The organism is Actinoplanes sp. NPDC024001 (genome assembly GCF_040638955.1).
GTDB lineage: Bacteria > Actinomycetota > Actinomycetes > Mycobacteriales > Micromonosporaceae > Actinoplanes.
In genome coordinates, this window is the sequence record NZ_JBEZZB010000033.1 from 31064 (window position 1) to 57216 (window position 26153).

The 26153-nt window shown below is 72.7% G+C and carries 16 protein-coding genes; 7 read left to right on the plus strand and 9 right to left on the minus strand.

From position 1 onward, the window contains the following. Nucleotides 1-45 precede the first annotated feature (45 nt). Nucleotides 46-1446, minus strand: a complete 1401-nt coding sequence (locus tag AB0F81_RS15435; RefSeq protein ID WP_360196935.1) for a glycoside hydrolase family 43 protein — start codon at nt 1444-1446, stop codon at nt 46-48. Nucleotides 1447-1455: 9 nt separating this feature from the next. Beyond that, nucleotides 1456-3951, minus strand: a complete 2496-nt coding sequence (locus AB0F81_RS15440; protein WP_360196938.1) for an alpha-L-arabinofuranosidase C-terminal domain-containing protein — start codon at nt 3949-3951, stop codon at nt 1456-1458. 334 nt (nt 3952-4285) lie between these two features. Here AB0F81_RS15440 and AB0F81_RS15445 point away from each other — a divergent pair, with 334 nt between their 5' ends. From AB0F81_RS15445 to AB0F81_RS15465, 5 genes are all read left to right on the plus strand, one after another. Further along, a complete protein-coding gene (locus tag AB0F81_RS15445; RefSeq protein WP_360196941.1) occupies nt 4286-6385 on the plus strand; it encodes a PhoX family phosphatase in 2100 nt (699 codons plus the stop codon). A 124-nt stretch (nt 6386-6509) separates the two neighbouring features. Further along, nucleotides 6510-7721, plus strand: a complete 1212-nt coding sequence (locus AB0F81_RS15450; protein ID WP_360196944.1) for an acyl-CoA dehydrogenase family protein — start codon at nt 6510-6512, stop codon at nt 7719-7721. A 5-nt stretch (nt 7722-7726) separates the two neighbouring features. Then, entirely contained in the window at nt 7727-9268 is a 1542-nt protein-coding gene (locus AB0F81_RS15455) for an AMP-binding protein (protein WP_360196947.1), read from the plus strand. A gap of 9 nt (nt 9269-9277) precedes the next feature. Then, the gene (locus tag AB0F81_RS15460) at nt 9278-10081 is read left to right on the plus strand and encodes an SDR family oxidoreductase (protein WP_360196949.1); all 804 of its coding nucleotides are present in this window, start codon (nt 9278-9280) and stop codon (nt 10079-10081) included. 109 nt (nt 10082-10190) lie between these two features. Continuing rightward, nucleotides 10191-10706, plus strand: coding sequence for a DUF6879 family protein (locus AB0F81_RS15465; RefSeq protein ID WP_360196952.1), 516 nt, complete (start codon nt 10191-10193; stop codon nt 10704-10706). Here the strand turns inward: AB0F81_RS15465 and AB0F81_RS15470 are convergent, their stop codons facing one another. From AB0F81_RS15470 to AB0F81_RS15480, 3 genes are all read right to left on the minus strand, one after another. Continuing rightward, nucleotides 10707-12455, minus strand: coding sequence for a DUF6528 family protein (locus AB0F81_RS15470; protein ID WP_360196955.1), 1749 nt, complete (start codon nt 12453-12455; stop codon nt 10707-10709). Nucleotides 12456-12483: 28 nt separating this feature from the next. Continuing rightward, complete coding sequence (locus AB0F81_RS15475) at nt 12484-17781, minus strand: DUF3320 domain-containing protein (protein WP_360196958.1); 5298 nt, start codon at nt 17779-17781, stop codon at nt 12484-12486. Between the two features lie 96 nt (nt 17782-17877). After that, nucleotides 17878-19455 carry a bifunctional NAD(P)/FAD-dependent oxidoreductase/class I SAM-dependent methyltransferase gene (locus tag AB0F81_RS15480; RefSeq protein ID WP_360196961.1) on the minus strand — a complete coding sequence of 526 codons (1578 nt, stop codon included), beginning with the start codon at nt 19453-19455 and terminating at the stop codon, nt 17878-17880. A gap of 67 nt (nt 19456-19522) precedes the next feature. Between AB0F81_RS15480 and AB0F81_RS15485 the strand changes: the two genes are divergently transcribed. Next, on the plus strand, nt 19523-20107 hold the full coding sequence (locus AB0F81_RS15485; RefSeq protein WP_360196964.1) for an XRE family transcriptional regulator: 585 nt from the start codon (nt 19523-19525) through the stop codon (nt 20105-20107). Here AB0F81_RS15485 and AB0F81_RS15490 read toward each other — a convergent pair. The 4 genes from AB0F81_RS15490 to AB0F81_RS15505 all read right to left on the minus strand — a co-directional run bounded on the left by AB0F81_RS15490 (nt 20104) and on the right by AB0F81_RS15505 (nt 24823). Continuing rightward, the gene (locus tag AB0F81_RS15490; protein ID WP_360196967.1) at nt 20104-21042 is read right to left on the minus strand and encodes a phosphoglycerate dehydrogenase; all 939 of its coding nucleotides are present in this window, start codon (nt 21040-21042) and stop codon (nt 20104-20106) included. The genes AB0F81_RS15485 and AB0F81_RS15490 overlap by 4 nt on opposite strands. Before the next feature lie 5 nt (nt 21043-21047). Continuing rightward, nucleotides 21048-22538, minus strand: a complete 1491-nt coding sequence (locus AB0F81_RS15495) for a glycosyltransferase family 39 protein (RefSeq protein ID WP_360196970.1) — start codon at nt 22536-22538, stop codon at nt 21048-21050. Between the two features lie 100 nt (nt 22539-22638). Further along, nucleotides 22639-23481, minus strand: a complete 843-nt coding sequence (locus AB0F81_RS15500) for a MaoC/PaaZ C-terminal domain-containing protein (protein ID WP_360196973.1) — start codon at nt 23479-23481, stop codon at nt 22639-22641. A gap of 1 nt (nt 23482) precedes the next feature. Further along, nucleotides 23483-24823: a 3-oxoacyl-ACP reductase gene (locus AB0F81_RS15505; RefSeq protein WP_360196976.1), complete on the minus strand. Its 1341-nt coding sequence runs from the start codon at nt 24821-24823 to the stop codon at nt 23483-23485. Nucleotides 24824-24875: 52 nt separating this feature from the next. Here AB0F81_RS15505 and AB0F81_RS15510 point away from each other — a divergent pair, with 52 nt between their 5' ends. Beyond that, nucleotides 24876-26153, plus strand: a complete 1278-nt coding sequence (locus AB0F81_RS15510; RefSeq protein WP_360196979.1) for an acetyl-CoA C-acetyltransferase — start codon at nt 24876-24878, stop codon at nt 26151-26153.

The following is a 26153-nucleotide window of genomic DNA, read 5'->3' on the forward strand; positions in this document are numbered from 1 at the left end:
GAGATCACCGACACAGCCGGGGAGGCTGTGCCGGTGATCTTTCAGCTAGCTGAGCTTGAAGACCGTGGCCTTGCTGCCGACGGTGATCTGCCCGGCGACGTGCCGCAGGTAGCCACCGGTGGTGACCCGGATGGTCACCCCGTCGCGGGACGCCGCCCGGACCACCGGCGTGCCGGTGGCGCCGAGCGACACCGTGCCGCCGCTGACCGTGACGAACTTCGCCGGCTGGTCCACCGACTGGATCGTCTCGGTGCCGTCCGCCGCCGCGACGAACCGGAACTGGGTCAGCTCCAGCTCCCGCGGCGCCCGCTCGGCGACGATCGCGTCACCGGTGTGCTTGACGAACGAGCGCGGCGAGTCGCTGGGGGAGAGCCGGACGATCGGCCCGCCCGCACCGACCGGGATGCCGAACAGCGGCGTGCCGTCGGAGTGCCAGTACAGCTTCTGCACCCGGGTGTGCCGGTTCGGGTCGTACAGCGGGTCGCCGGTGATCGCCTCGTAGTCGCGGGCGTGGTAGACCAGCACGTCGGTCTTCCCGTCCTCGGCCACGGTGAACGAGTTGTGCCCGGGACCGAAGCGGGAAGTCGCCCGGTTGGTGACGAAGATCGGGTCCGGGCTCTTCACCCAGCTCGCGCGGTCCAGCAGATTGTCGGAGGCGTCCGCGGTGAGCAGGCCCATGCAGTACCGGGCGTCGGTGGCGCTGGCCGAGAACACCAGGAACACCTTGCCGTTGCGGATCAGCACGGCCGGGCCCTCGTTGACCTTGAAGCCCTGGATCTCCCAGCTCCTGGTGGGCGTGGCGATCCGGGTCGGCTTGCTCTTCAGCGTCCACGGGTTCGCCATCTCGGCGATGTAGAGGCTGGTGTTGACCGCGATCTCCGGCTCGCTCTGCGCCCACACCAGGTACTGCTTCCCGCGGTGGGCGAAAGTGGTGGCGTCGAGCGTGAAGCCCTCCCACTCGGTGATCAGCTTGCCCTTGAGGGTCCAGCCGGCCGGGTCGCGCGGGTCGTCGAGGGCCGACTCCATGACGTAGGTCCGGATCCGGAACACGTCGTCGGAGTCGCCGGCGGCGAAGTAGATGTACCACTTGCCGCCGATGCGGTGCAGTTCCGGCGCCCAGATGTGCCCGGCCATGGTGCCGCTGGCCGGGCGCCGCCAGATCACGGTCTCCTCGGCGTCCTTCAGCCCGGCGATGGTCGGCGCGCCGCGCACGACCAGGCGGTCGTACTCCGGCACCGAGCCGGTGAAGTAGTACATGCCGCCGACCGGCCTGGTGATGAACGGGTCGGCGCGCTGGGTGATCAGGGGGTCGACGGTGGGCACACCGTAGATTTCAGCATCGCTGCGGAGCTGGGGCGCGCCTTCCGCGCCGCTGGCCGCGAGCGCGCCCAGCGCGCCGGCGGCGCTCACCCCGAGAGAACCCCGCAGCAGGGTACGACGATTCATGAGCTCCACCTATCGGGTCTTGATGCGCAGGAAGGTGACCGAGTTCGCCGGAAACTCGCGGGTGAAGGTCGAGCCGATGCCACTGACCGTGCTGGTCACCGGCTGGATCGGCTCGGCGGAGCGGGTGTTCTGCTCACCCGGGTCACCGGTGATCACGGTCATCCGCGCGGTCCGGGCCACCTTGCGGCCGGCCAGGTCGATCTTCGTTACGGCCGCGGTGTCCTGCGCGTTCACCACCTTGACGATCAGCTCGCGGGCTTTCGTGTCCTCGGTGATGACCTGCGCGAACGGTTCGCTCACCTTGTTGTCGTCGAAGCTGCCCCACTCGACCCCGTCGAGGAACAGGGTCACCTTCGTACCCCGTACCTGGACTTTGAGGTTGTAGGTCTTTCCGGTCTCGACCGAGTTGGGCTTGGTGAGGATCTGCTCCTTGGCGCTGGTGATGCCCTTCTCGACGGCGCCCTGGGTGTTGTTCCAGCCGCCCAGGTTCCACCAGTAGAACTGCCCGGTCTCCTGGATGCCGAACGCGACCAGGAAGCCCTCGGCGCCGGCGGTCTTGGTGGCCGTCAGCGTGTAGTCGTAGTCGGTCTCGCTGATCGTGGCCGCCTTGACCATGGTGTCCTCGGAGGCGGTGTCGGTCTGGGTGTAGGCGTTGTTCGTGACGCTCCAGGCGCCGCGCGGCTGCACGGCGGTCCAGCCGTCCGCGTTCCCGTCGTTGAAGTCGTCGCTGAACAGCACGGTGCCGTCCGGCCTGGTGACCTTCACGTCGTCGTAGACCGCGGCGGTCCGCCAGGTGGAGAGCCCGACCGCGCCGGTGATCGGCTTCGGCTGCAGCACGTTGCCGCTGGCCGTCGACGGGACCACCCGGTCACCGACGTTGTTCATGAACAGCTTCTGCACCTGGTAGCTGGTGGAGCCCCACGACTCGTCGTTGTCGAACCAGATCATGTCCGGCCGCCACTGCACGTTGTCGATGTTCGCCAGCAGCGGGGCGTAGGACGCCATCTTCACCACGTCGGCGTTGCGCTCCAGGCCGGTCATGTACGCGGCCTCGGCCAGCGAGTTGAACAGCTTGTTGTCCAGCGACGCGTACTCGCCGAGGAACACCTTCGGCCCGTTGCGGTCGTAGCTGTCGTAGCGCGCGTTGTTCTGCAGGAACCAGCTCGGGCTGTTGTAGTAGTGCTCGTCGACCATGTCCGAGCCGTGCGCCCGGTTCTTCGCCCACAGGTTCTCGAAGGTGGCGCCCTGGTCGTCCGGCCCGGAGTTGCTGATCACCGTGATGTTCGGGTGCTTCGCCTTGATCGCGGCCTCGAACTTGAGGAACGCCGCCCAGTACTCCTCCGGCAGGTTCTCCTCGTTGCCGACCCCGAGGTGGGTGAGGCCGAACGGCTTCGGGTGGCCCATCTCGGCGCGCAGCCTGCCCCAGGTCGAGGTGACCGGCCCGTTGGCGAACTCGATCAGGTCCAGGGTGTCCTGGATGTGCTTGGCCAGCAGCGCCTCGTCGTTGGTGGCCCGGTTCTGGCCGCAGCCGACGACCATGGCCGGGACGACCGGCAGCGGCATGGCGCCGATGTCCTCGGAGAACTGGAAGTACTCGTAGTAGCCGAGACCGTAGGACTGGTTGTAGCCCCAGAAGTTGGCGTTGGTGGCCCGCGTCTCGACCGGTCCGACGGTGTCCTTCCACTGGTAGGACCGGGCCCGCGGATAGTTGTTCGCCGCGTCGTACGGATAGTGGCTGTTGGTGTTGACCAGGCAGCCGCCGGGGAAGCGGACGAAGCCCGGCTTCAGCGCGGCGATCTTCTCGGCCAGGTCCTTGCGCAGGCCGTTGTCGCGGCCCTTGTAGGTCTCCTGCGGGAACAGCGAGACCTCGTCGAGCCGCAGGGTGCCGGTCCCGTCGGTCTGCACGGAGAGCCGGCCCACGTCGCTGGTGGCGGTGGCGCGCAGGGTGCCGGTGTACTTCGTCCAGGTGTCGCTCTTGACCGCGACGGTGATCGGGGCGGCGAGCGCGGTGCCGGCCGCGGTGTGCAGCGAGACCTTCAGCGAGGCGCCGGCGTCGGCGCGGGCCCACACCGAGAAGTCGTAGCGGTCGCCCCTCTCCACGGCCAGCCCGGTGTTGTAGCCGGCGTTGGTGACGCCGGCCGGGCCGGTCAGCCGCAGGTACGTGCGGTTGCGCTCGTTGAGCCGCTGGTCGTCGTTCACGGTGGTCGCCGTGCCGGTCGCCGTCCAGCCGGTCAGGCCGTTGTAGGAGCGGTTGTCGACCGGCAGGAACTCGAACGAGCGGTTGCGGACCAGCTCGGCGTAGAGGCCGCCGTCGGCCGCGTAGTTGATGTCCTCGAAGAAGACGCCGTACATGGACTTGGGGATGGCCGCGCCGGTCGCGCCCGGTTTCACCGAGATGGTGTAGTCCGGTTCGACGGCGGCCGCGGAGACCGGCGGGGCGACCGCCAGTGGGAGCGAGACCAGAACAGCGGCCGCGCCCACCAGGCGGGTCGGGATTTTGGGCATGGGGCTCCTCCGATGCGGATCGCAACGGTGTGTCGGGGATGTTTCGGATGGAGAGGCTCTGCAATGTGTACGCAAACATCAACGGCCCTGTCAAGAGTCCGGCGTCGATGTCTGTCCTGCTAAAGAGCCTTTACGGTCGCGAGATCGCGATGTTGTTAACGTTCACCAGCGAGAACGCCGGCCGGGGTGGCGCAGGAATTTTGCAGCGCTGCACGAAACGGACGTTCATGTCTCGTTCACCTGAGGGGCACCTCGCCTGGGTGGAGGCCACATCTGGGCTCCTTAGCGTCCGGTCAGCCCGTCACCACCGGTGACGTGAGACCGAGGAGATTTGATGCCCGACAAGATTCGTCGTCTGCTTCCGCTGCTGGGCCACAGTGGCGGCAGCCGGGACGCGATGACCTGTCTGTACCGCTGTGGCAACGCGTGTGACCACCCTGCACCGAACGAGTCCGCCAACCCGTACCTGGGCGACATCGTCAACGCCGAGATGAGCCGCCGCGGCGTGGTCCGCGCCGGCGCCGTCGGCGCGATGGTCCTCGGCTTCGGTGGCGCGGCCGCAGCGGCGGCGGGGCCCGCTGCGGCCGCGGCGCCGGTCGAGACCGCCGCCCGGCACCATCCGATCAAGGCCGGCAAGCTGACCTTCGAGCCGGTCGCGCCGAACACCCTGGACGCGGTCACCATCCCGGACGGCTACCGCACCGAGGTGGTCATGCGCTGGGGCGACGCGGTGGTGCCCGGTGCGCCCGCGTTCGACCTGCACAACCAGACCGCGGCGAGCCAGTCGAAGCAGTTCGGCTACAACAACGACTTCGTCGGGGTGCTGCCGATCCCGGGAAGCAAGGACCGCGCGCTGCTCGTGGTCAACCACGAGTACACCAACGAGGACCTGATGTTCCCGGGCTTCACCGGCCTGGACAACCTCTCCGTGGAGCAGCTCAAGGTCGCGATGGCGGCCCACGGCCTCTCCGTCGTGGAGATCGAGCGGGTCGGCCGCAGCGGCCGGTGGAAGCCGGTCAAGAGCCGCCGCCTCTACTTCAACCGCCGGATCACGGCGCTGGACACCAAGTTCAAGCTGACGGGGCCCGCGGCCGGCACGCCGCTGCTCCAGACCGCTGCGGACCCGTCCGGCCGGATCGTGATCGGCACGCTCAACAACTGCGCCGGCGGCGTCACCCCGTGGGGCACGGTGCTCTCCGGCGAGGAGAACTTCAACCAGTACTTCGTCGGTGGCGACCAGGCGCCCGCCGACGCCAAGCCGAAGCTGGCCCGCTACGGGTTCTCCACCAGCGCCCGTTACCCCAGCGGCAACCGCAAGTGGGACCGGGCGCAGGAGCGCTTCGACCTGGCCAAGCACCCGAACGAGGCGAACCGCTTCGGCTGGATCGTCGAGGTCGACCCGTTCGACCCGGACGCCCCGCCGCGCAAGCACACCGCGATGGGCCGGTTCAAGCACGAGGGCGCCAACGTCATCGTGGCCCGCAGCGGGCACGTCGTCGCGTACATGGGTGACGACGAGCGCTTCGACTACCTGTACAAGTTCGTCTCGGACAAGAAGTACATCGACAGCAAGTCGCCGTGGGCGCGCAAGCACAACCTGACGCTGTTGGAGTCCGGCACGCTCTACGTCGCCAAGGTGACCGGGGACAGCCCGGCCGCCGAGATCGACGGCACCGGCAAGCTGCCCTCGGACGGCAAGTTCGACGGCAAGGGTGTGTGGATCAAGCTGGTCTCCGGCAACAAGTCGTACGTCCCCGGCATGACCGCGGCCGACGTGCTGACCTTCACCCGGCTCGCCGGCGACGCGGTCGGCGCCACCAAGATGGACCGGCCCGAGGACGTGCAGCCCAGCCTGCGCACCGGCAAGATCTACGCGGCGATGACGAACAACACCAACCGCGGTGTCGGTACCAACGCGCCGGCCGACGAGGCCAACCCGCGCAACGCCAACAAGCACGGTCACATCTTCGAGATCGTCGAGGACCGCAACGACCACACCGGCACCAGCTTCACCTGGTCGCTGCCGATCGTCTGCGGCGACCCGAAGGCGGCCGACACCTACTTCGGTGGGTACGACAAGAACGCCGTCTCGCCGATCTCCTGCCCGGACAACGTCGCCTTCGACAGCGCCGGCAACCTGTGGATCTCGACCGACGGCAACGCGCTGGGCAGCAACGACGGCCTGTTCGCCACCGCGATCGAGGGTAAGGAGCGGGGCCACCTCAAGCAGTTCCTCACCGTGCCCAAGGGCGCGGAGACCTGCGGCCCGTTCATCACCGGCGACGACCGTTCGGTCTTCGTCGCGGTCCAGCACCCCGGCGAGATCACCGGCGCCTCGGTGGAGAAGCCGGCCTCGGTCTGGCCGGACGGCGACTACGCCAAGCCCGCCGTGATCGTCACCTGGCGCGCCGACGGCGGCCCGGTCGGCCTCTGATCGGCGTAGCGGGGCCGCGGCGGAGAACGCCGCGGTCCCGCTTTGCATCGACGGGCTTGTCAGTGGGGTGGGTCACTCCTAAAGTTACCGGCGAGTTAACCTGCTGCCGGAAGGGCTGATTCGCGTGGAGTTCTGGCTCGATCTCAACGAGGAGCAACAGGAGCTGCGCGACTGGGTGCACGGCTTCGCCGAGTCGGTGATCAGGCCCGCCGCCGCCGAGTGGGACGAGCGGGAGGAGACTCCCTGGCCGGTCCTGCAGGAGGCGGCGAAGATCGGGCTCTACGGCTTCGAGTTCCTGGTCAACACCTGGTCCGACACGAGCGGGCTGAGCCTGCCGGTCGCCAACGAGGAGCTGTTCTGGGGTGACGGCGGGATCGGCATGGCGATCTCCGGCACGTCGCTCGCGGTCGCCGCGATCTACGGCTCGGGTACGCCGGAGCAACTCGTCGAGTGGGTGCCGCAGTGCTTCGGCGACGCCGACGACCCGAAGGTGGCGGCGTTCTGCAGCACCGAGCCGGAGGCCGGCTCCGATGTGGCGTCGATGCGCACCCGGGCGGTCTACCACGAGGCGACCGACGAGTGGGTGCTCAGCGGGCAGAAGGCCTACGCCACCAACGGCGGCATCGCCAACGTGCACGTGGTCACCGCCAGCGTGGACCCGTCGCTGGGCTCGCGCGGGCAGGCGGCGTTCGTCGTGCCGCCCGGGACGAAGGGCCTGGCCGGCACGAAGAAGCTGAAGAAGCTCGGCCTGCGCGCCTCGCACACCGCGGACGTCTTTCTCGACGACGTGCGGGTGCCGGGCAGCTGCCTGCTCGGCGGCAAGGAGGCCCTGGACCGGCGCCTGGCCAAGGCGCGCGAGGGCCAGCGGGCGTCGAAGCAGGCCGCGATGCGGACCTTCGAGCTCTCCCGGCCGGCGGTGGGCGCGCAGGCGATCGGCATCGCCCGCGCGGCGTACGAGTACGCGCTGGAGTACGCGAAGACCCGGGTCCAGTTCGGCCGTCCGATCATCGAGAACCAGGCGATCGCGTTCGCCCTCGCCGACATGCGCATGGAGATCGACGCCGCGCGGCTGCTGGTGTGGCGGGCCGCCTGGATGGGCCGCAGCGACCGCCCGTTCGCCGCCGGTGAGGGTTCGATGTCCAAGCTGAAGGCGGGCGAGGTGGCCGTGGCGGTCACCGAGAAGGCGGTGCAGATCCTCGGCGGCGCCGGTTACCTGCGCGAGCACCCGGTGGAGCGGATGTTCCGGGACGCCAAGATCTACACCATCTTCGAGGGGACCTCGGAGATCCAGCGACTGGTCATCGCCCGCGCCATCTCCGGCATGCAGATCCGCTGACCGCCGTGGACGCCGCGTTCATCGCCGCGACCATGGCCCGGCGGGGGCTGCTCACGCCGGGGAACCCGGTGCGGATCGTGCGCCAGTTCGCCGCGCTCGGCCGGTGGGGCTTCGGCCTCGCCGGCGAGCTGCGCCAGGCGGCCGCCCGCAGCCCTCAGCGGATCGCCGTGGTCGACGACGAGCGGCAAGTGACGTACGCCGAACTGCTCGACCGCTCGCAGCGGCTGGCGCGCGCCCTGCCGGTGCAACCCGGGGAGCGGGTCGGTCTGCTGTGCCGCAACTCGGCCCGGATGATCGAGGCGCTGGTCGGGGTGACCACCCGCGGCGCCGACCCGGTGCTGATCAACACCGGGCTCTCCGCGCCCCAGCTGGCCGCGGTCGTCGCGGACCAGGGCCTGCGCGCACTGATCCACGACGACGAGTTCGCTCCCCGGGTGGCGGAGATCGAGAACGCGCTGGACGAGCGGCGGGTCGACGCCCTGATCGCGAACGCACCGCCGGGCGCGCCGGAGCCGCCGGAGCGACCGGGCCGCACCATCGTGCTGACCTCCGGCACCACCGGCGTGCCGAAAGGCGCCCGCCGGCCCACGCCGGGCGGGTTCCGGCCGCTCTGCTCGGTGATCGACCGGATCCCGCTGCGCACCGGCGACCGGATCCTGATCTCCGCGCCGCTCTTCCACACCTGGGGCTTCGCCGGGCTGCAGATCGCGCTGGCGCTGCGGGCCACGATCGTGCTGCGACGGCGGTTCAGCGCGGCGGACGTGCACGCCACGCTGACCGAACACGACTGTGCGGCGCTGATCGCCGTACCCGTGATGGTGCAGCAGCTGATGGACCTGCCGGCGCAAGCGAAGGCGCCCGGCCTGCGGGTGGCCGCGGTGAGCGGCTCGGCTCTGCCGGGTGGCCTGGCCACCCGGTTCATGGACCGCTACGGCGACGTCCTCTACAACCTGTACGGCTCGACCGAGGCGTCCTGGGTCTCCATCGCCACCCCGGCCGACCTGCGGGCCGCCCCGGCCACCGCGGGGAGACCGCCCTACGGCACGCGGGTCGCGGTGCTCGGCGACGACGGCGCGCCGGTGCCGCCCGGCACGGTGGGCCGGCTGTTCGTCACCAACGAGATGCTCTTCGAGGGCTACACGAACGGCGCCGCCACCCGCACGGCGGACGGCCTGCTCGGCACCGGTGACCTGGGGCATCAGGACGAGGCGGGCCGGCTCTTCGTCGACGGCCGGGAGGACGACATGATCGTCTCCGGTGGGGAGAACGTCTATCCCGGCGAGGTGGAGGACCTGCTGGCCGCGCTGCCGCAGGTCCGCGAGGTGGCCGTGATCGGCGTGCCGGACGACGAGTTCGGCCAGCGGCTCGCCGCCTACCTGGTGCTGCGCGACGACGAGAGGCTGGACGCGGACGCCGTGCGCGAGCACGTGCGCCGGCACCGAGCCCGGTTCAGCGTCCCGCGCGACGTCGTCTTCCTCGACGCCCTGCCCCGCAACGCCACCGGCAAGGTGCTCACCCGCGAGTTACCTCGGAGCGTGCCGGGGTAACCAGGCCGCATGCGCTTCGACGACTACGCCCGCATCGCGATCGTGACCGGCGCCGACTCCGGTATCGGCGAGGCCAGCGCGGTGGCGCTGGCCCGGGCCGGGTTCGACGTCGGGATCACCTACCGCTCCGACAAGGCCGGCGCCGAACAGACCGCCGCGAAGGTGCGCGAGGCCGGCCGCGCCGCCGAGGTACGCCAGATCGACCTGTCCCGGCTGCCCGGCGCGGCCGACGTGATCGACGACCTGGCCGGCGCGCTCGGCGGGCTCGGCGTGCTGGTCAACTGCGCCGGGACCGGCATCTCCACGCCGGTCGTCGACACCGGCTACGAGCAGTGGCGCGAGGTCCTCGCGGTGGACCTGGACGGCCCGTTCCTCTGCGCACAGCGGGCCGCGCGGCGCATGATCGCCGACCGCCGGGGCGGGCGGATCATCAACATCACCAGCGTGCACGAGCACGCGCCCCGGGTCGGCTCGGGCGCCTACTGCGCGGCCAAGGGCGGGCTGGGCCTGCTCACCAAGGTGATGGCCCAGGAGCTGGCGGCGGCCGGGATCACCGTGAACGCGGTGGCGCCGGGCGAGATCGCGACGCCGATGACCGGCAACGAGGACGTCGACCCGCACACGGTGGAGCGCCCCGGCGTGCCGGTGGGCCGCCCGGGCGACGCCAATGAAGTGGCGGCCGTGGTGGCGATGCTGGCCGGGCCGGACGCCGCCTATGTCACCGGGGCGTCCTGGGTGGTCGACGGCGGCATGCTGCTGATGGGCCCGCAGGCCGGCTCGCACCTGCCGACCGCCGAATGGCGCAACGGGTGATCTCGAGTTTTCCGCAACTTGCACGTTTCGGTGCCATCGACTGGACCTTCCGCACCCTCAGTGACCATCGTGATACGCGGTGTGCCATCGGGTGCGGGGAGGATCCGGCATGCGACTGCTCGAGAACAGCGCGTTCGACGAGCTGTTCCAGACGTTCGAGAGTTCGGCGTTCCATCTGGAGGTCGCCGATCAGTACGACCTTCCCGAGGAGTCCGAGCCGATCCGCCGCTTCCTGGCCGGTGAGCCGGACGACCTCGCCTGGCAGAAACCGTGGCTGGACCTGATCCGGCGGGCCACCTCGGCGGGCCGCCGGGTGGAGCGGCTGCGGGTCGTCTCGGTGCCGCACCGCGACTACACCCGATGGCTGCTGACCATCTCCGCCTCGAACATCGAGGCCGGCGAGGACATCCGCTGGCTGCGCCGGGACGCGGTGAACGGCCTCGCCCTGGCCGCCGACGACTTCTGGCTCTTCGACCGCGAGCGGGTGGTGTTCACCCTGTTCGCCGCGGACGGGTCGTTCGCCGGCGGCGCGGAGACCCGCGACCGGGCGATCGTCGCGCACTGCCGGCGAGTGCGCGACGAACTCTGGCCGGTCGCGGTGCCGCACGCCCGGTACGCCCGCTGATCAGTAGGCGGGAACCATCCAGCGGGCCTTGTAGTAGACCGCCGAGACGCCGGCCCCGTCGGTCACCGACGGGTTGCCCGGGTCGATGAACTGGACGGCGCTGCCGTTGCTCTCGTTGTTGATGTTCCCGTAGACCCGGGCGACCCGCCCGGTGGCCGGGTCGTCGGCGATGCTCTTCGCCATCCGGGTCGCGTTGACGACCGCCGCGTTCGGGTGGTCGGCGCACCAGCGCGTGCCGACGCCGCTGCTCGCCGGGTCGGGCCAGGGGCCGCCGGCGTTCACCGCGCAGGAGCCACCCTCGGTCTTGGCGAACTGGATGATGCCGGCGTTCGCGGCCACCCAGAGCCGGTTCGCATCGCCGCTGACGTGGCTGATGTCGTGCCCGTACGCGGGCGGATCGTGGGCGAACTGCAGCTGCCGCGGGATCTCGTAGGAGTCCAGGACGGACAGCGCGCCGGCCGTGTACCGGTACTTGACCAGCAGGTTGTCGCCGATCGCCCACAGCCACGGACCGGCCGGGTCGTAGAGCACCTGGTGCGCGCCGGGCAGCGCGACCTCGGTGAGCGGGCTGCGGTCGGCCGGCCAGTTCTGCCCCTGCGCCGCCGAGTAGACCTGCACCTTGCCGCTGAGCGACAGGGCCACCGCCACGTTGCCGTCCGGCATCAGTTCGGCGCCGTGCACGTTGCTGACCCCGGTCCCGCCGACGTTGACGCCGAACTTGCGGCCGGCCAGCGCCGGGTACGGGACGACCCCGACGAACCCGCTGCGGTTGTCGGCCACCACCATGACCTGCCCGCTGCCGTAGTGGCCGGCCGGGCGCAGCTTGACGTCGACGCCGCCGCCCCACGTGCCGGCCGGGACCAGGTTGGTGTCGGTGATCGAGTGGTACTTGTCCGGCGCCCACCGCTGGAACGGTCCGGCGGTGTCCCAGGCGGCCGGGTCGGAGCCGTCGTACAGCTCGATGGCCTTGGTGTCGGCGTGGCCGTTGGTGGTGGCGATCACCGACCGGCCGGTGTTGAACTCGATCTCCAGCGTCGGGATGTGGTACGCCACCGTGCACGGGTCGGTCGCCGAGACCGGTCCCGGGTTCATCGCGCAGAAGTCCTTGTACGCCTTGGAGTCCGACTCCCCGGCGGAGAGCATGATCCCGTGGTTGGCGAGCCCGCCGGACACCCACCGCTGCACCATCCGGGTGACGTCGAGGCGCTGCAGCCCGTCGGAGGTGGACGGGTCGACGAAGTTCGGGTGGTCCGGGCAGGGCACCGGCGCGGTGGCGTTGCCGATGCCGAAGAACGCCGAGGCCTGCAGGCTGGTGTCGGCCACGGTGCCGGGCTGGTTGGCCCAGGTGACGGTGCTCTGGTTCCAGGCGGCGGCGATCGGGGTGGCGTACATCCACCAGCCGTCGCACGAGCCGGTCCACGAGTTGTAGAGCCGCAGCGACGCCTTGGTGATCACCGTCGACCGCGGCAGCTTCGTGAGGTCGAACTGCAGCAGGCTGCGGTACTTCTTCTTGCTGTCCGGGTGCAGCCCGATGTGCAGGAACGCGCCGGCGCTGTGGTCGGCGGAGTCGGCCGTGGTGATGTAGGTGTCCTGCTTACGGGTCACCAGGTTCCGCGGGCCGCTCTGCACCACCGGGCTCACCGTCGGCGTGCCCGCCGCGGTGGCCGTCACGACCGGCGCGGCGGTGGCCGGACTCCCCGGGAGCAGCGCTCCGGTCAACGTCACGATGATCAATAGTCTGCGCAGCACCGGCGCACACTATCAACATCCGCCGATGTCACCGGGTGGCGTGCTCCGGGGCCGTCCGGCGGGCGTCGCCGCGGTGCGGCAGCGTCGCCGGGTCGGGCAGATCGAGCAGGTCGTCGTCGACCGGAGCGGCGATCAGCCCGTTGCGGTGCGCGATCAGCCGTCCCGTCGAGACCAGGTCGTCCAGCATCTCGGCGAGCCGGGCCGCACCGGCCCGGTTGCCGCTCCAGCCGAAGAGCCGGCCCGCCGCGGCCAGCAGGTCGTCGCCCTCGACCAGGCCCGCGTCCAGCACCAGATATTCCAGGGCCAGCTGAAGTTCGGCGTCGGCCACCTGGTCCGGCTTGCGGGTCACCCCGTCGCCGGGCACCCGGACCGCCGGGATCGGCGCGTCCGCCGCGGTCACGAAGGTGCCGTCGAAGCCGGCGCCGGACGCCCGGACCGCCTCCTCGATGGCGGTGCGGATCGGCTGGGTGACCCGGCTGATCTCCCACGCCTCCCGGATCCGGCCGACCAGCGTCGCGATGTGCACCGGGCCCTCCACCTCGGCGATCCGGGCGACCGCGCGGACCAGCAGGTCCCGGGTCACCCCGTCGTCGGCGCGGGCGGACGCCGGCAGCGGCTCCACCTCGGCCCGCTCGTAGGGCAGCGCCCACTCCGGGGGCTGCGCCGGCCGGATCGAGAGCTGTTCCTCGTCCGGTGCGGCGAAGACGTCCGGGGTGGCCAGGGCGTTCTCGATCGCCACCCGCAGGCGGGCCTCCTCGGTGGCCCGGTCGGCGTACCAGTCGACGCTGAACACCCGGTGCAGGTGCCAGCCCAGGCCGTGCAGCACCTGGTCGTGCACCCGGTCGCGGTCACGGGCCACCGGGGAGAGCTGATATCCGGGACCGTCGCACCGGATACCGACCGCATAGGGCCCCGATTCGCGGCCGGGATGCCGTACCCCGATCTCGATACGGCATCGCCCCGTGCCGACCTGGGCGTCGGCCGCATGACCCCAGCCCCGGATGGTGTCGAGGACGGAGTCCTCGAAGGCCGAGCCCGCCACGGCCGGGCCCGCGGCGCCGGCACTGCCGGCGAAGTCGAGGTACGCGACCAGCCGCCGCTCGCCCTCACCGGCGGGTTCCTCCCGCTCGCCCGCCGGGATGCCGGTGACCACCTCGACCCGCTGGCGGGCCCGGGTGATCGCCACGTCCAGCCGGCGTGCCCCGGTCGGGCCGCCGGCCGCGCCCAGATCGGCGCCGGTGGACAGGATGATCACGTCGCGTTCGTCGCCCTGCGCCGCCTCGGCGCAGCGCACGAAGAAGTCGCCGAGGTAACTCTCCAGGTCGGGGCGGCCGGCCAGGGCCACCTCGACGGCGTCGGCGACCGCGTCGGCCTGCCCGGCGGTGAGCGTGACGACGCCGAGCGACAGCGACGGGCGGGTGGAGTAGTGGTGCAGCACCCGGGCCGCGACCAGTTCCGCCTCGGCGGTCGCGCCGTCCGCCTCGAACAGCTGCACGCCGAGGTCCTCGCCGACCGGGTGCGCGCCCGGGAAGGTGATCAGGCGGCCCTGGTAGAAGGCGTCGTTGGCGAACCCGATCAGGCTCTCGTGCCGGCTGCGGTAGTGCCAGGTGAGGCCGAGGCGGGTGAAGGCGCCGCAGTCGTTCGCGGCCACCAGCACGGACGGCTGGCCGCCGGCCGGCGGGAGCTGCGCGTCGTCGCCGACCACGATCAGCGACCGGCCGCGGTAGGCGCAGGCGACCGCGGCGGCCGGGGTCATCCGGGACGCCTCGTCGATGATCACCACGTCGAAGCGGGCCTCGGCGGGCAGCAGGCGGCTGACCGCGGCCGGCGGCATCACGAAGCACGGCTTGAGCGCGGCCACCGTCTCCCAGGAGGCGGCGAGCAGGTCGCGTACCGGCCGGTGGCCGTGCTGCTTCAGGCCCTCGGCACGGATCAGCGCGGGCGCTCCGTCGGCGGTGACCGCCGGGCGGCGCCCGTTGACCGCCTCGATCACCGCGGCCGCCGCATCGGGCAGCAGGGCGGCGTCGAGCCGGCGGAACTCCTCGATCAGTTCCCCGCGCTCGGCCGAGCCGAGCGGCTGCAACCGCTCGTCGCCGGCGATCACGTCGTCGGCCCAGGCCCGGTACGCGGCGCGGGCGATCGCGGCGCCGGCCCGCCGGGCGTCGATCCCGTGGTCGGCGCAGTGGTCGACCACGGTGTCCAGGCCGTACTCGGCGAGCGCCTCGCGGGCGGCCAGGTAGTCGAACCACTCCTGCTGCCCGCCGGCGTCGTCGCGCAGGTCGCGCAGCAGGTCCCGGGCGGTCTCGTAGCGGTCCAGCGCGGTGGCCAGACGGACCTGGCGGGCCGGCCCGAACGCCTCGATGATCCGTCCCCGGGCGTCCTCCCAGGCCTCGATGAGCGGCGCCAGGTCGGGCGCCTCGCGGCCGGCCGACATGGCGTGCGCCTGCTCGGTGCTGAGCGCGGCGTCCGTCCCGGTGCGCAGCACCCGGGCCTGCGCCGCCCACTCGATCGCCTCGGCCAGCGCGCTCTGATCGGTGCCGATGCCCTGGTAGGCCGGGCCGAGCGTGGTGACGTAGGTGGGCGCGGCCGCGGCGAACGCGGCCTCCGCCTCGATCGCGTTGCGGCGGGCGGTCAGGACGACGCGGGCCTCCGCCACGTTCAGTTCCCGGCCCAGCATGTCGTCCAGCTGGTGCAGCAGGGTGGCGACCGCGCGCAGCGGACCCAGCTGGGCCCGCATCCAGGCGACGGCCGTCTGCACGCTGCCCTGGCCGAGCTCCGGGCGGGCCGCCGGGTCGGGTTCCGGGCTCAGCGTGGAGCGCCAGTGCCGGAACACGTCGCGGGCCTCGGTGACCGCGGACCGCAGCCCGTTGTCGGGGTGGCGGGTGCTGACGTACTCCACGACGGCCGGCAGCGCCTCCGGCGGGGTGACCCGCAGCGCCTCCTCGACGGTCTGCAGCGCCCGGCCGATTGCCCGGAAGTCGGTCTCCAGCCGCTGCCAGTAGTGCCCGAGCAGCCCGGCGTGCTGCCGTTCGGCCGCGAGCAGCCCCTCGAAGGCCCGCCGCCACGCCACCGCCAGGTGCAGGTTGGCGATCGCGTCCTCCAGGCCGGTCCCGGGGGCGGTGAACCCGGCCACGGTCTCCTTGTCGCGCCGGTGCGGGGCGAGCAGCTTCCGGGCGCCGCGGTGCACCGTGGCGAAGCGTTCGGCCAGGTCCTCGACCGGTTCGCGGAGCACCGCGTCGGTGAACAGGTCCTGTGCCTCGGCCCGGGCGGCGGCCACCGCCTCCACGTGCCGGCGCAGCGAGGCCGCGGCGTTGTGCACGGCGCTCTGCGAGCCGGGCGCGAACCAGGCCGGCTCCGGCTTGTCCGGGCGGCCGCCCAGCTCGGCGACCAGGTTCACCAGCTCGACGTCGGAGAAGGTGACCACGTCGGGCAGGCCCAGCCGGGTGGTCACCCGGTCCAGGTTGCGCTGCTGGTGCTCCAGCTCGTCGGCGTCCGCGGCGAACCGGCCGGCCAGCGTCTTGGCCTCGGCGGCGGTCAGCGCCTCCAGCCGGACGGCGGGCGGGTCCAGCCGCGGCGGCTCGGGGAGGCTCTCCGACTCCAGCGGGGCGGCCAGGGCCTCCCACGGCACGCCCAGCCGTGTCTGCACGTGATCGACCGACCGGCGTACCGCCTCGACCTGCTCGGCCAGATCGTCGGCGGCCTGCCGGACCGGGCGCAGGGTGGGGCCGGTGAGCCAGCTGTCGGCGACCTCGGGCGGCCGGACGGCGGCGTGCGCGGCGAGCTCGGCGAGCGCCGCCGCGTCGGCCGGCAGCCGCAGGTGGAACGCGGCCGCGAGGGCGGCGTGCGGCGCGGCGGCCTCGGCCAGGTCCTCCAGGGTGAGCTGGCCCAGGAACAGGATGTCGTCGAGCGACTCCCGCTCGACCACCTCGCGCCAGCGGAAGCCGCCCCGCTCGGTGGCCGGCCGCCAGGCCTGGGCCAGCCGGTCGCTGGCCTCGGCGATCCGTCCCAGCGCCTCCGCGGTCAGCGCGGCCGGCTGCAGCCCCGGCGCCGGCGCCTGCGGCGCGCCGTCCAGCCGGGACAGTTCGCCGAGCACGTCATGCAGGCTGCGGCCGAGCGGTTCCCGGATCTCCGAGACCGCTTCGGCGTACGCGTTGAGCTGCTCCCGCCGTTCCCGCAGGGTCTGGCGGTCCGTCTCGTCCATCCCCGGCTCGGGCAGCGGCACCGCCTCCAGGGCCGCGGCCAGGGTGGCCGCCACCTGCTTGCGGGAGGCCTTGGCGCCGTGCAGGTCGAGCAGGTAGTTCCCCAGCCCGGCGGCGGCGAGCCGCTGCTGAACGGTGTCCAGCGCGACCGCCTTCTCGGAGACGAACAGGACCCGCTTCCCGGCGTGCGCCAGCGCGCCGATCATGTTGGCGACGGTCTGCGACTTGCCGGTGCCGGGCGGGCCGTCGATCACGAAGCTCCGCCCGTCCAGCGCGGCGGCCACGCAGGCCCGCTGCCCGGCGTCGGCCTCCAGCACCAGCGGCACGTCGTCCGGCGGCGCGAGCACGTCGATCTCGTCCGGGCCGACCGGCTCGAAGGCGAACGCCCCGGCGGTGCCGTCGGCGGCGGCCAGCGCCCGGACCACCGGATGGTCGAGGATGCGCTGCTCGTTGTCGAGCAGGTCGGCGCGGACCGCCTCGGTGGCCGGGTCGAGCCGGGCCAGCACCACGACGTCGCTGGTGCGCCAGCCGGCCCGGCCGGCGATCGCGGCGTCCATCTGCTCCCGCAGGGCGACCGGGTCGTCGCCGGCGCCGGGCAGGTCGACGCCGGCCGCCCGCAGCCGGGCGGCCAGCGCCGGGTTGACGCACGGGTCGCCGGAGCCGGCCCGCAGCCGCGGGACGTCGCCGGGGCCGAGGGCCACCAGGTCGACCGGCAGGAGCAGCAGCGGGCTGGCGTACCCGGCGCCGTCGGTGTCCTCCCAGTGCAGCAGGCCGATCGCGAGGTGCAGCACGTCCACCCCGCGGTCGGCCTGCTCCTGCTGGGCGTGCCGGCGCAGCCGGCGCAGCAGCGGATGCAGCACCTCGTCGGGCAGTTCGGTGCGCAGCGTGTCGCGCTGCCGCCCCTTGCCCTTGGCCCCGGTCAGGGTGCAGTCCCGGCCCTGGCGCAGCGCCTCGACGACCCCGCGCGGGTCCGGGGCGACGATCTCGACCAGGTCGGCGCCGCCTCGCGGCAGGTTGAGCAGGCGGTTGGCGGCACCGGGGTCGGCGATCCCGTCGCGCCAGGCCGCGAGCGCCGCCCGGGCGTCGTCACCCGGGCCGGTCTGTCCTTCAGCATCGTCCGGCCGCATGTAGCCATTCCAGCAAGGCGATCGGGACCATGCTGGCGATTCGCCCATATCACCTCAGGTAGCGAACCCGTGCGCGGATTCCGGGCGCGCTGCTGCTCAGCGCCGGCGGGCCACCAGGACGGCGTCGTGGATGGTGATGGGGTTGCCCTCCGGGTCGGTGAACGGGCGCGGCCGGGCGTCCGCCGCGACCACCTCCCACTCGGCGGCGTCCAGCTCGGCGGCGATCTCCTCGGCCGTGAACATCATGTCCGGGAAGTGCATCCGGCCCACCCCGGAAGCCAGGTCGGACGGGTGGTGACCGACGATCAGCAGGGTGCCGCCGGGTGCCACGGCGCCGGCCAGGTGGGCGTACAGCTCCTGCCGCGCCACCGGCGGCAGATGCATGAACTGCGCGGAGACCAGATCGTACGCACGCTGCTCCGGCGCCTGCGAGCGCAGGTCGGCGTGCCGGAACGTGATCCGCCCGGACACACCGGCGTCCGCCGCGTGGCCGGCCGCCCGCTCCAGCGCGACCGTCGAGATGTCCACCGCGGTCACCTGCCAGCCGCGCTGCGCCAGCCACACCGCGTCGGCGCCCTCACCGGAGCCGACGTCCAGCGCCCGCCCGGCGCTCAGCTGCTCCGCCTCCGCCACCAGCTGCGGGTTGGGCCGGCCGCTCCACACCGCCGGCTTGCTGCGGTAACGCTCCTCCCAGGCGTCCTCCTCGAACATGGTGGCGATCCGGTGCCGGTACTCGGCCACCGCGTTGCGGGTGTCCTCGGCGATCAGGTCCATGTTGATCGCCGCGCCGGCGGTCTGCCCGGCGGCGGCCGCCACCGCGACGGTCGCGCCGAGGTTGGTCACGTTGCCGGCCACCCAGACGCCGGGCACCGAGGTCGCGCCCATCTCGTCGGCGGGGATCCGGGTGCCCAGCACGAACCCGTTCATCTCGAAGTCGGCCGGCTTGAGCCCGAGCGACTCCAGCACCGTCGAGCGGGCCACGAAGCGCGGGCCGACAGCGATCGCCTCCAGCGCCACCACCTCGCCGTTCTCCAGCTCCACGCCGGTCAGCCGGTCGTCGGCGGTCCGTACCGCCACGACCCGGCCGGCCACCACCGGAACGGCCCGGGCGGCCAGCTCCTCGGCCTGCTCGGCGCTCGGTTCGGGCTGCCCGTTGAGCAGGAACACCACCTTCGGGCTGATCTGCCGCCACATCTGCGCCTGGTGCGTGCTCAGCGGCCCGGCCGCCAGCACACCGATGCGCCGGTCCCGCAGCTCCCAGCCGTGGCAGTACGGGCAGTGCGCCACGTCCCGCCCCCACCGCTCGGCCAGCCCCGGCACGTCCGGCAGCTCGTCGATCAGGCCGGTGGTCACCAGCAGCCGCCGCCCCCGCACCGCACGGCCGTCGTCCAGCGTCACCCGGAAGACGTCACCGTCACGGACCGCCGAGACCGCGCGCCCCTCGGTCAGCTCGGCGCCGTAGCCGGCCACCTCGGCCCGCCCGGCGGCGATCAGCTCGGACGGCGCCTTGCCGTCGTGCCCCAGGACGTTCTGCATGTGCGCCGCCGGGGCGTTGCGCGGCTCCCCGCTGTCGACCACGAGCACCGAGCGCCGCGACCGGGCCAGGGCGAGCGCCCCGCCCAGTCCGGCCGCGCCGCCGCCGACCACCACCACGTCGTATGTCTGCTGTTCCACCGTTGTCCCCTTCCGTCTCCACCACCGTGCTCCACCCTCCCGAGAAACAGCAACTAATGTTGCTGTTATGGCAAAAGACCTGGAGGCATCGCTGGCGGCGGTCGGTCCCCGGCTGCGTGAGCTGCGGCAGAAGCGGGAGATGACGCTCACCCAGCTGGCCGAGAACACCGGCATCTCGGTCAGCACCCTGTCCCGGCTGGAGTCCGGGGCCCGCCGGCCCACGCTGGAGCTGCTGCTGCCGCTCGCCGAGGCGTACCAGGTCAGCCTGGACGAGCTGGTCGACGCGCCGGAGACCGGCGACCCGCGGGTGCGGGCCCGGCCGATCGAGCGCGGCGGCCGCACCTACATCCCGCTCACCCGCCGGCCCGGCGGGTTGCAGGCCTTCAAACAGATCCTGCCGCCCGACCCGGCCGGCTGCGACCTGGAGCAGAAGACCCACGAGGGGTACGAGTGGCTCTACGTGCTGTCCGGCCGGGTGCGGCTGGTGCTCGGTGAGCACGACATCGTGCTGGAGCCGGGGGAGGCGGCGGAGTTCGACACCCGGCTGCCGCACCTGATCCTCAACCCGGGGCCGGAGCCCGCCGAGATCATCAACATCTTCGGGCCGCAGGGCGAGCGGCTGCACGTCCGCGCCCGCTCCACCACCCGCTAGGAGACCAGGTTCCGCAGGGGCTGCCCGGCCCGGAAGGCAGCCACGTTCGCCGTGATCAGCTCGGACGCGCCGACCGGCCGGCCGCCGGCCGCGTGCGGGCTGATGATGATGTTCGGCTCGTCCCACAGGGGCGACTCGGCGCCCAGCGGCTCGGTGGCGAAGACGTCCAGGGCGGTCCCCGCGAGCCGCCCGGAGCGGATGGCGTTGAGCAGGGCGACCTCGTCCAGCGTGCTGCCGCGCCCGACGTTGACCACCCAGGCGTGCGGCTGGAGCTGGGCGAGCACGCCGGCGTCCAGCACCCGGGTGGTGGCCGGCGTGGCCGGCAGGATGGAGATCAGCACGTCGGTGCGGGGCAGCAGCTCGGCGAAGGCCTCCTCGGTGACCACCGGGAAGCCGTGCCGGGTGCCGGCGCTGCGGGCGACGCCGGTGACGTCGGCGCCGAGCGCCGCGAGCAGCGGAGCCAGGGTCGCCGCGATCCCGCCGAAACCCCAGATCACCACGGTGGCGCCGCGCAGCGTCCGGAAGGCGCCGGGGTCGTCGACCGGCTGGAGCCCGCCGAGTTCCCCCGCCCAGCGGTGCCCGATCTGCGCCCGGACCAGCAGGTTGAGCCGTCGTGCGGCGGCCAGCACCAGCGCCAGGGTGTGCTCGGCGACGGTCTGGTCGTGCAGCCCGAGACCGGCGGTGATCAGCACGTCGGGGCCGAACCCGGCGGCCAGGACCGCGTCCGGGCCGGCGGCGAGGGTCTGCACCCAGCGCAGGCTCTTCAGCCGGGTCGCGGCCTCGCTGAGCGCCTCCGGCGGGTTGCCCCAGACCACCAGCACCTCGGCGTCGGTGTGTTCGTCGGGGACCGGGCGCCGCACGTCGTAGGTGATCGCGACGGTGCCGGCCGGCAGATCCGGGTCGAGGGCGACGGTGTCGGGCAGCAGGACCTTCATGAAGGTCAGCTTGCCCGAGTCCGCTCGTAGAGCGCTACTGTCGCCCGCTCCGGCTGCCAGAAGCCGGCCCGCCGGTACCCGGCGGCGAGATACCGGCGCAGGGCCGGGCGCGCGGCGGCCGGATCGTCCCGTTCGCTGCCCGCGACGACCCAGATCCGGTCGGCGCCGGCCAGGTGCGCGACGTCGTCCGGATACTCGTCGGCGGTGAGCTTCGCGGCCTCGGCGGACGGCACCCGAACCAGCGGGTCGCCGGGCCGGGCCGGGAGCCGGTTCAGGTAGTAGTCCAGGCCGGCCCGCATCGCCCGGTTCCCCGGCGGGTAGACGACCACGTCGCCGCTCTGCTGGCGGTCGCCGACGATCCGGGCCACGGTCCGGTAGTCGGGGCCGTTCTTCGCCGTCGGCGACCGGACGGCGCGGTGGGCGGGCACGGTCACGGCGGCGAGGAGCAGGAGCACGGCGACGATGCGGAGCACGCCGTACCGGGCCCAGCCGTCGCGGCCACCGGCCAGGGCGATCGCGGCCAGCATGGCGAGCGGCGCCAGCACGACCAGCAGGTAACGGGCCACCCACATCGGTGAGACGAGCGCCGAGACCAGCGCGAGCGCGACCAGCGGGCCGGCCGCGAGGGCCGCCATCGGGGCGATCCGGCGCAGCGGCCGCCACGAGGCGAGCACCACCAGGCCGATCAGCAGCCACGCGGCCTCCGGCGAGCCGACGACCTCACCCGGCATCGCCCGGACGGCGGCCTGGGTGATCGGCCGTACCCAGTGCAGCTGGGTGTCCTCCTGGTGCAGGCCGAGGTAGGCGATCGGCAGCAGCGGGAGCATCGCGGCGAGCACGGTGCCGGCCCACGCCGCGGCGGTGCGACGGCGCCGGGTGCGCCACACGAAGAGGCCGACCAGCACCGCGTGCGCCACCAGGGTGGTGAGGGCGACCAGGTGGAACAGGCCGATGCCGAGCAGGCTCAGGCCGTAGCCGGCCCACCGGTACGGGCCCGGGCGCCGCACCGCCCCCACCAGGAGCAGCAGGGCCAGCACCGAGAAGAAGCAGGCGAACGCGTACGGGCGGACCTCAGCCGCGTACCGGGAGGTGTTCGGCAGCACGGCCAGGATGAGCCCGGTGACGAGCCCGATCATCGGGTTGAACAGCCGCCGCCCCAGCTCGGCCGCCACCGCCACCCCGCCCGCCATCGCGAGGATCGACGGCAGCCGCAGCTGCACCTCGGAGGTGCCCACCACGGCACTCCAGTAGTGCAGGAAGACGTAGTACGGGGCGAAGACGGCGTCGATGTTCTGGGCCATCTCCCAGATCTGCGGGACGGTCCGCTGCGACACCTCGGCGGAGGTCACCTCGTCCCAGCTCAGGCCGGGCCGGCCGGCCTGGATCAGGCCGAAGGCGAGCATCAGCGTGCCGGACACCAGCGCCGGCAGCAGCCGCACGAGCTGGTGGTGGCCGGCCGGCGCCGGTGGCGGTGGTGTGGCGACCGGCGGGCGCACCGGTGTCGTGCTCGGACGCGCTGTGGTCTGCCCTTCGAGCACCGGTCACCCCCGTCTGCCTGTCCCTCGGTAAGGAACACGCAAATCCGGGGGCCCCGGATCAACCCGAGACGGAGCCGAACAGATGGGGGCGCTTCGATCGGAGGGCGAACTCCCAGCCCTCGCCGGTGGGACCGGCGGTGAACGTCACTCGTGCGGGCAGCAGAACCGGCGCCTTGAAGGCGACGTCCACCGTGTACGCGTCCGGCAGCCGGCCCTCCAGCGCGGCCAGCGAGCGGGCCTTGGTCCACATGCCGTGCGCGATCGGCCGGGGGAATCCGAACAGCCGCGCGCCCACCCGGGAGGTGTGGATCGGGTTGCGGTCGCCGGAGACCGCGGCGTAGTCACCGCCCACCCGGGCCGGCACGCGCCAGACCGCGCCACCGGGATCGGCGGCCGGCTCCTCAGGGCGGTCACCCGTCGCCCGGGCCGGGCCCGAGATCCTCAGGTACGTCGAGACGCCCCGCCACACCTCGGTCCCGTCGGCCGACGCCGTGGCGATCGCGTCGAACTGGCGGCCGCGCGGATGGTCCCGCAGGCCGGCGACGCGAACCGACAGGTCCAGGGGAGTGTCCGCCGAGACCGGGCGGTGCACCGTGATCCGGTTGGCGACGTGCACCAGGCCGATCAGCGGCAGCGGGAAGTCGGGCGCGGTCATCAGCCGCATGGCGAGTGGGAACGCCAGCACGTGCGGGTAGGTGGCCGGCAGCGTGTCGGACAGGCGGAAGCCGCACACCCGGTCGTAGAGCGCCAGGTGCGAGCGGTCCACGACCACGCCACGCTGCACCATCTCCACGTCCGGCAGGGCCGTGCCGCGTCTGGTGCCGGGCAGCAGGCCGAGGACGGCCCGCGCGTAGGCGGCGCCGGTGCCCGGCCCGGAACTCAGCTCGACGACCGCGACCATGTCAGGCTCCCAGCAGGCTCTGGCCGCAGACCCGCACCACGTTGCCGGTGATGGTCGCGGAACCGGGCGAGGCGAACCAGGCGATCGTCTCGGCCACGTCGATCGGCAGGCCGCCCTGCGACATGCTGTTCAGTCGCCGCCCGGCCTCGCGCAGCCCGAGCGGCATCTTCGCGGTCATCGCGGTCTCGATGAAGCCGGGCGCCACCGCGTTGAAGGTGATGCCGCGCCCGGCGAGCAGCGGCGCGTGCGACTGGACCAGCCCGATCACCCCGGCCTTGCTGGTCGCGTAGTTGGTCTGGCCGCGGTTGCCGGCGATCCCGGCGATCGACGCCACCCCGACGATGCGGCCGCCGGAAGGGATCAGGCCACGCTCCAGCAGCAGGTCGTTGACTCGTTCCGGGGCGGTCAGGTTCACCCCGATCACCGAGTCCCAGCGGGCGCCGTCCATCCGGGCGATCGTCTTGTCCCGGGTGATCCCGGCGTTGTGCACCACGATGTCGACGCCGGCGTGCGGGCCGGCGGCGAGATAGCCGGCGAGCCGGGCGGGCGCGTCCTCGGCGGTCAGGTCCAGTTGCAGGGCCCGGCCGCGGGTCTCGTTGGCCACGTCGGCGAGCGCGTCACCGGCGGCCGGCACGTCGAGCGCGATCACGTCGGCGCCGTCGCGGGCCAGGGTGCGGGCGATGGCCGCGCCGATGCCCCGGGCCGCGCCGGTGACCAGGGCGAGCTTGCCGTCGAGCGGGCGCTGCCAGTCGGCCGGCGTGGGCGCCGCGCCGGCGCCGACCCGGATCACCTGGCCGGAGACGTAGGCGGAGCGGCCGCTCAGCAGGAAGCGCAGCGTGGACTCCAGCGCGACCTCACCGCCGGGCGCCACATGGACCAGCTGCGCGGTCACACCCCGGCCGAACTCCTTGCCGATGCTGCGGGTCAGACCCTCGAGCGCCCGCTGCGCGGTCGCTTCTCGCGGGTCCGCGGTGGCTTCCGGTGGGGTGCCCAGCACGATCACCCGGCCGGAGACGGTCAGCGAGCGAGCGTACGGGTGGAAGAACTCGTACAGCGCACGGAGCCGGCTGGAGTCCCCGATTCCCGTCGCGTCGAAGACCAGCGCGCCGTACCGTACGCCCTCGGAAGCCGCATCGGTGACCTCCGCGCCGGCGGCCTCCACCTGCTTGCGGACCGGCTCGGAGAGCCGTCCGCCGGGGGCCGCGCCGAGCAGGACCGGCCCGGTGGTGAGCGGGTCGCCGGGGCGGTAACGGCGCAGCCGGGGCGGATCAGGCAGCCCGAGGCGCTTGACCACGGTCCGGCCGAGGCCGGAGTTGGCGAAGTTCGCGTACCTGTCAGCCATGCGAGTAGCCTACCGGTGAGTAGCTTCTTTGCCGTCGATGTGGAGGATAGTCGTGCCGAACGTGCGCCGCGTTGCTGTCTTGGGCGGGAACCGGATCCCGTTCGCCCGCTCCAACAGCCGGTACGCCCAGGCGTCGAACCAGGACATGCTCACCGCCGCCCTGGACGGGCTGATCGCCCGGTTCGGCCTGGCCGGCGAGCAGCTCGGCGAGGTGGTGGCCGGGGCGGTGCTCAAGCACTCCCGCGACTTCAACCTGACCCGCGAGGTGGTGCTCGGCTCCCGGCTCGACCCGCGCACCCCGGCGTACGACATCCAGCAGGCCTGCGGCACCGGCCTGGAGGCGGCCATCCTGGTCGCCAACAAGATCGCGCTGGGCCAGATCGACTCCGGTGTGGCCGGCGGGGTGGACACCACCTCGGACGCGCCGCTGCAGCTCAACGAGGACATGCGCCGCGCGCTGCTGCAGCTGAACCGGGCCCGTTCGCTCGGCGACCGGCTGAAGGCCGTCGCGAAGCTGCGCCCGCAGCAGGCGCTCAAGCCGGAGCTGCCGCGCAACGCCGAGCCGCGGACCGGCCTGTCGATGGGCGAGCACGCGGCGATCACCGCGCTGCGCTGGCACATCGACCGGGCGGCACAGGACGAGCTCGCCCTCACCTCGCACCAGCGGCTCGCCGCGGCGTACGACAGCGGCTTCTTCGACGACCTGCTCACGCCCTATCTCGGGCTGACCCGCGACCAGAACCTGCGGGCCGACAGCAGCCTGGAGAAACTCGCCAAGCTCAAGCCGGTCTACGGCAAGGAGAACGCGACGATGACCGCGGGCAACTCCACCCCGCTGACCGACGGCGCCTCCACGGTGCTGCTGGCCTCCGAGGAGTGGGCGTCGGCGCACTCGCTGCCGGTGCTGGCGTACTTCGCCGACTCGGAGACCGCCGCGGTCGACTACGTGCACGGCGACGAGGGCCTGCTGATGGCCCCGGCCTACGCGGTGCCGCGGATGCTCGCCCGCAACGGCCTGACCCTGCAGGACTTCGACTACTACGAGATCCACGAGGCGTTCGCGTCGCAGGTGCTGGCCACCCTGGCCGCCTGGGAGTCCCCGGAGTTCTGCAAGGAGAAGCTCGGCCTGGACGCTCCGCTCGGCTCGATCGACCGCGCCAAGCTCAACGTCAACGGCTCGTCGCTGGCGGCCGGCCACCCGTTCGCCGCCACCGGCGGCCGCATCGTCGCCTCCCTGGCGAAGCTGCTCTCCCAGAAGGGCTCCGGCCGCGGCCTGATCTCCATCTGCGCCGCCGGCGGCCAGGGCGTGGTGGCCATCCTGGAGCGCTGA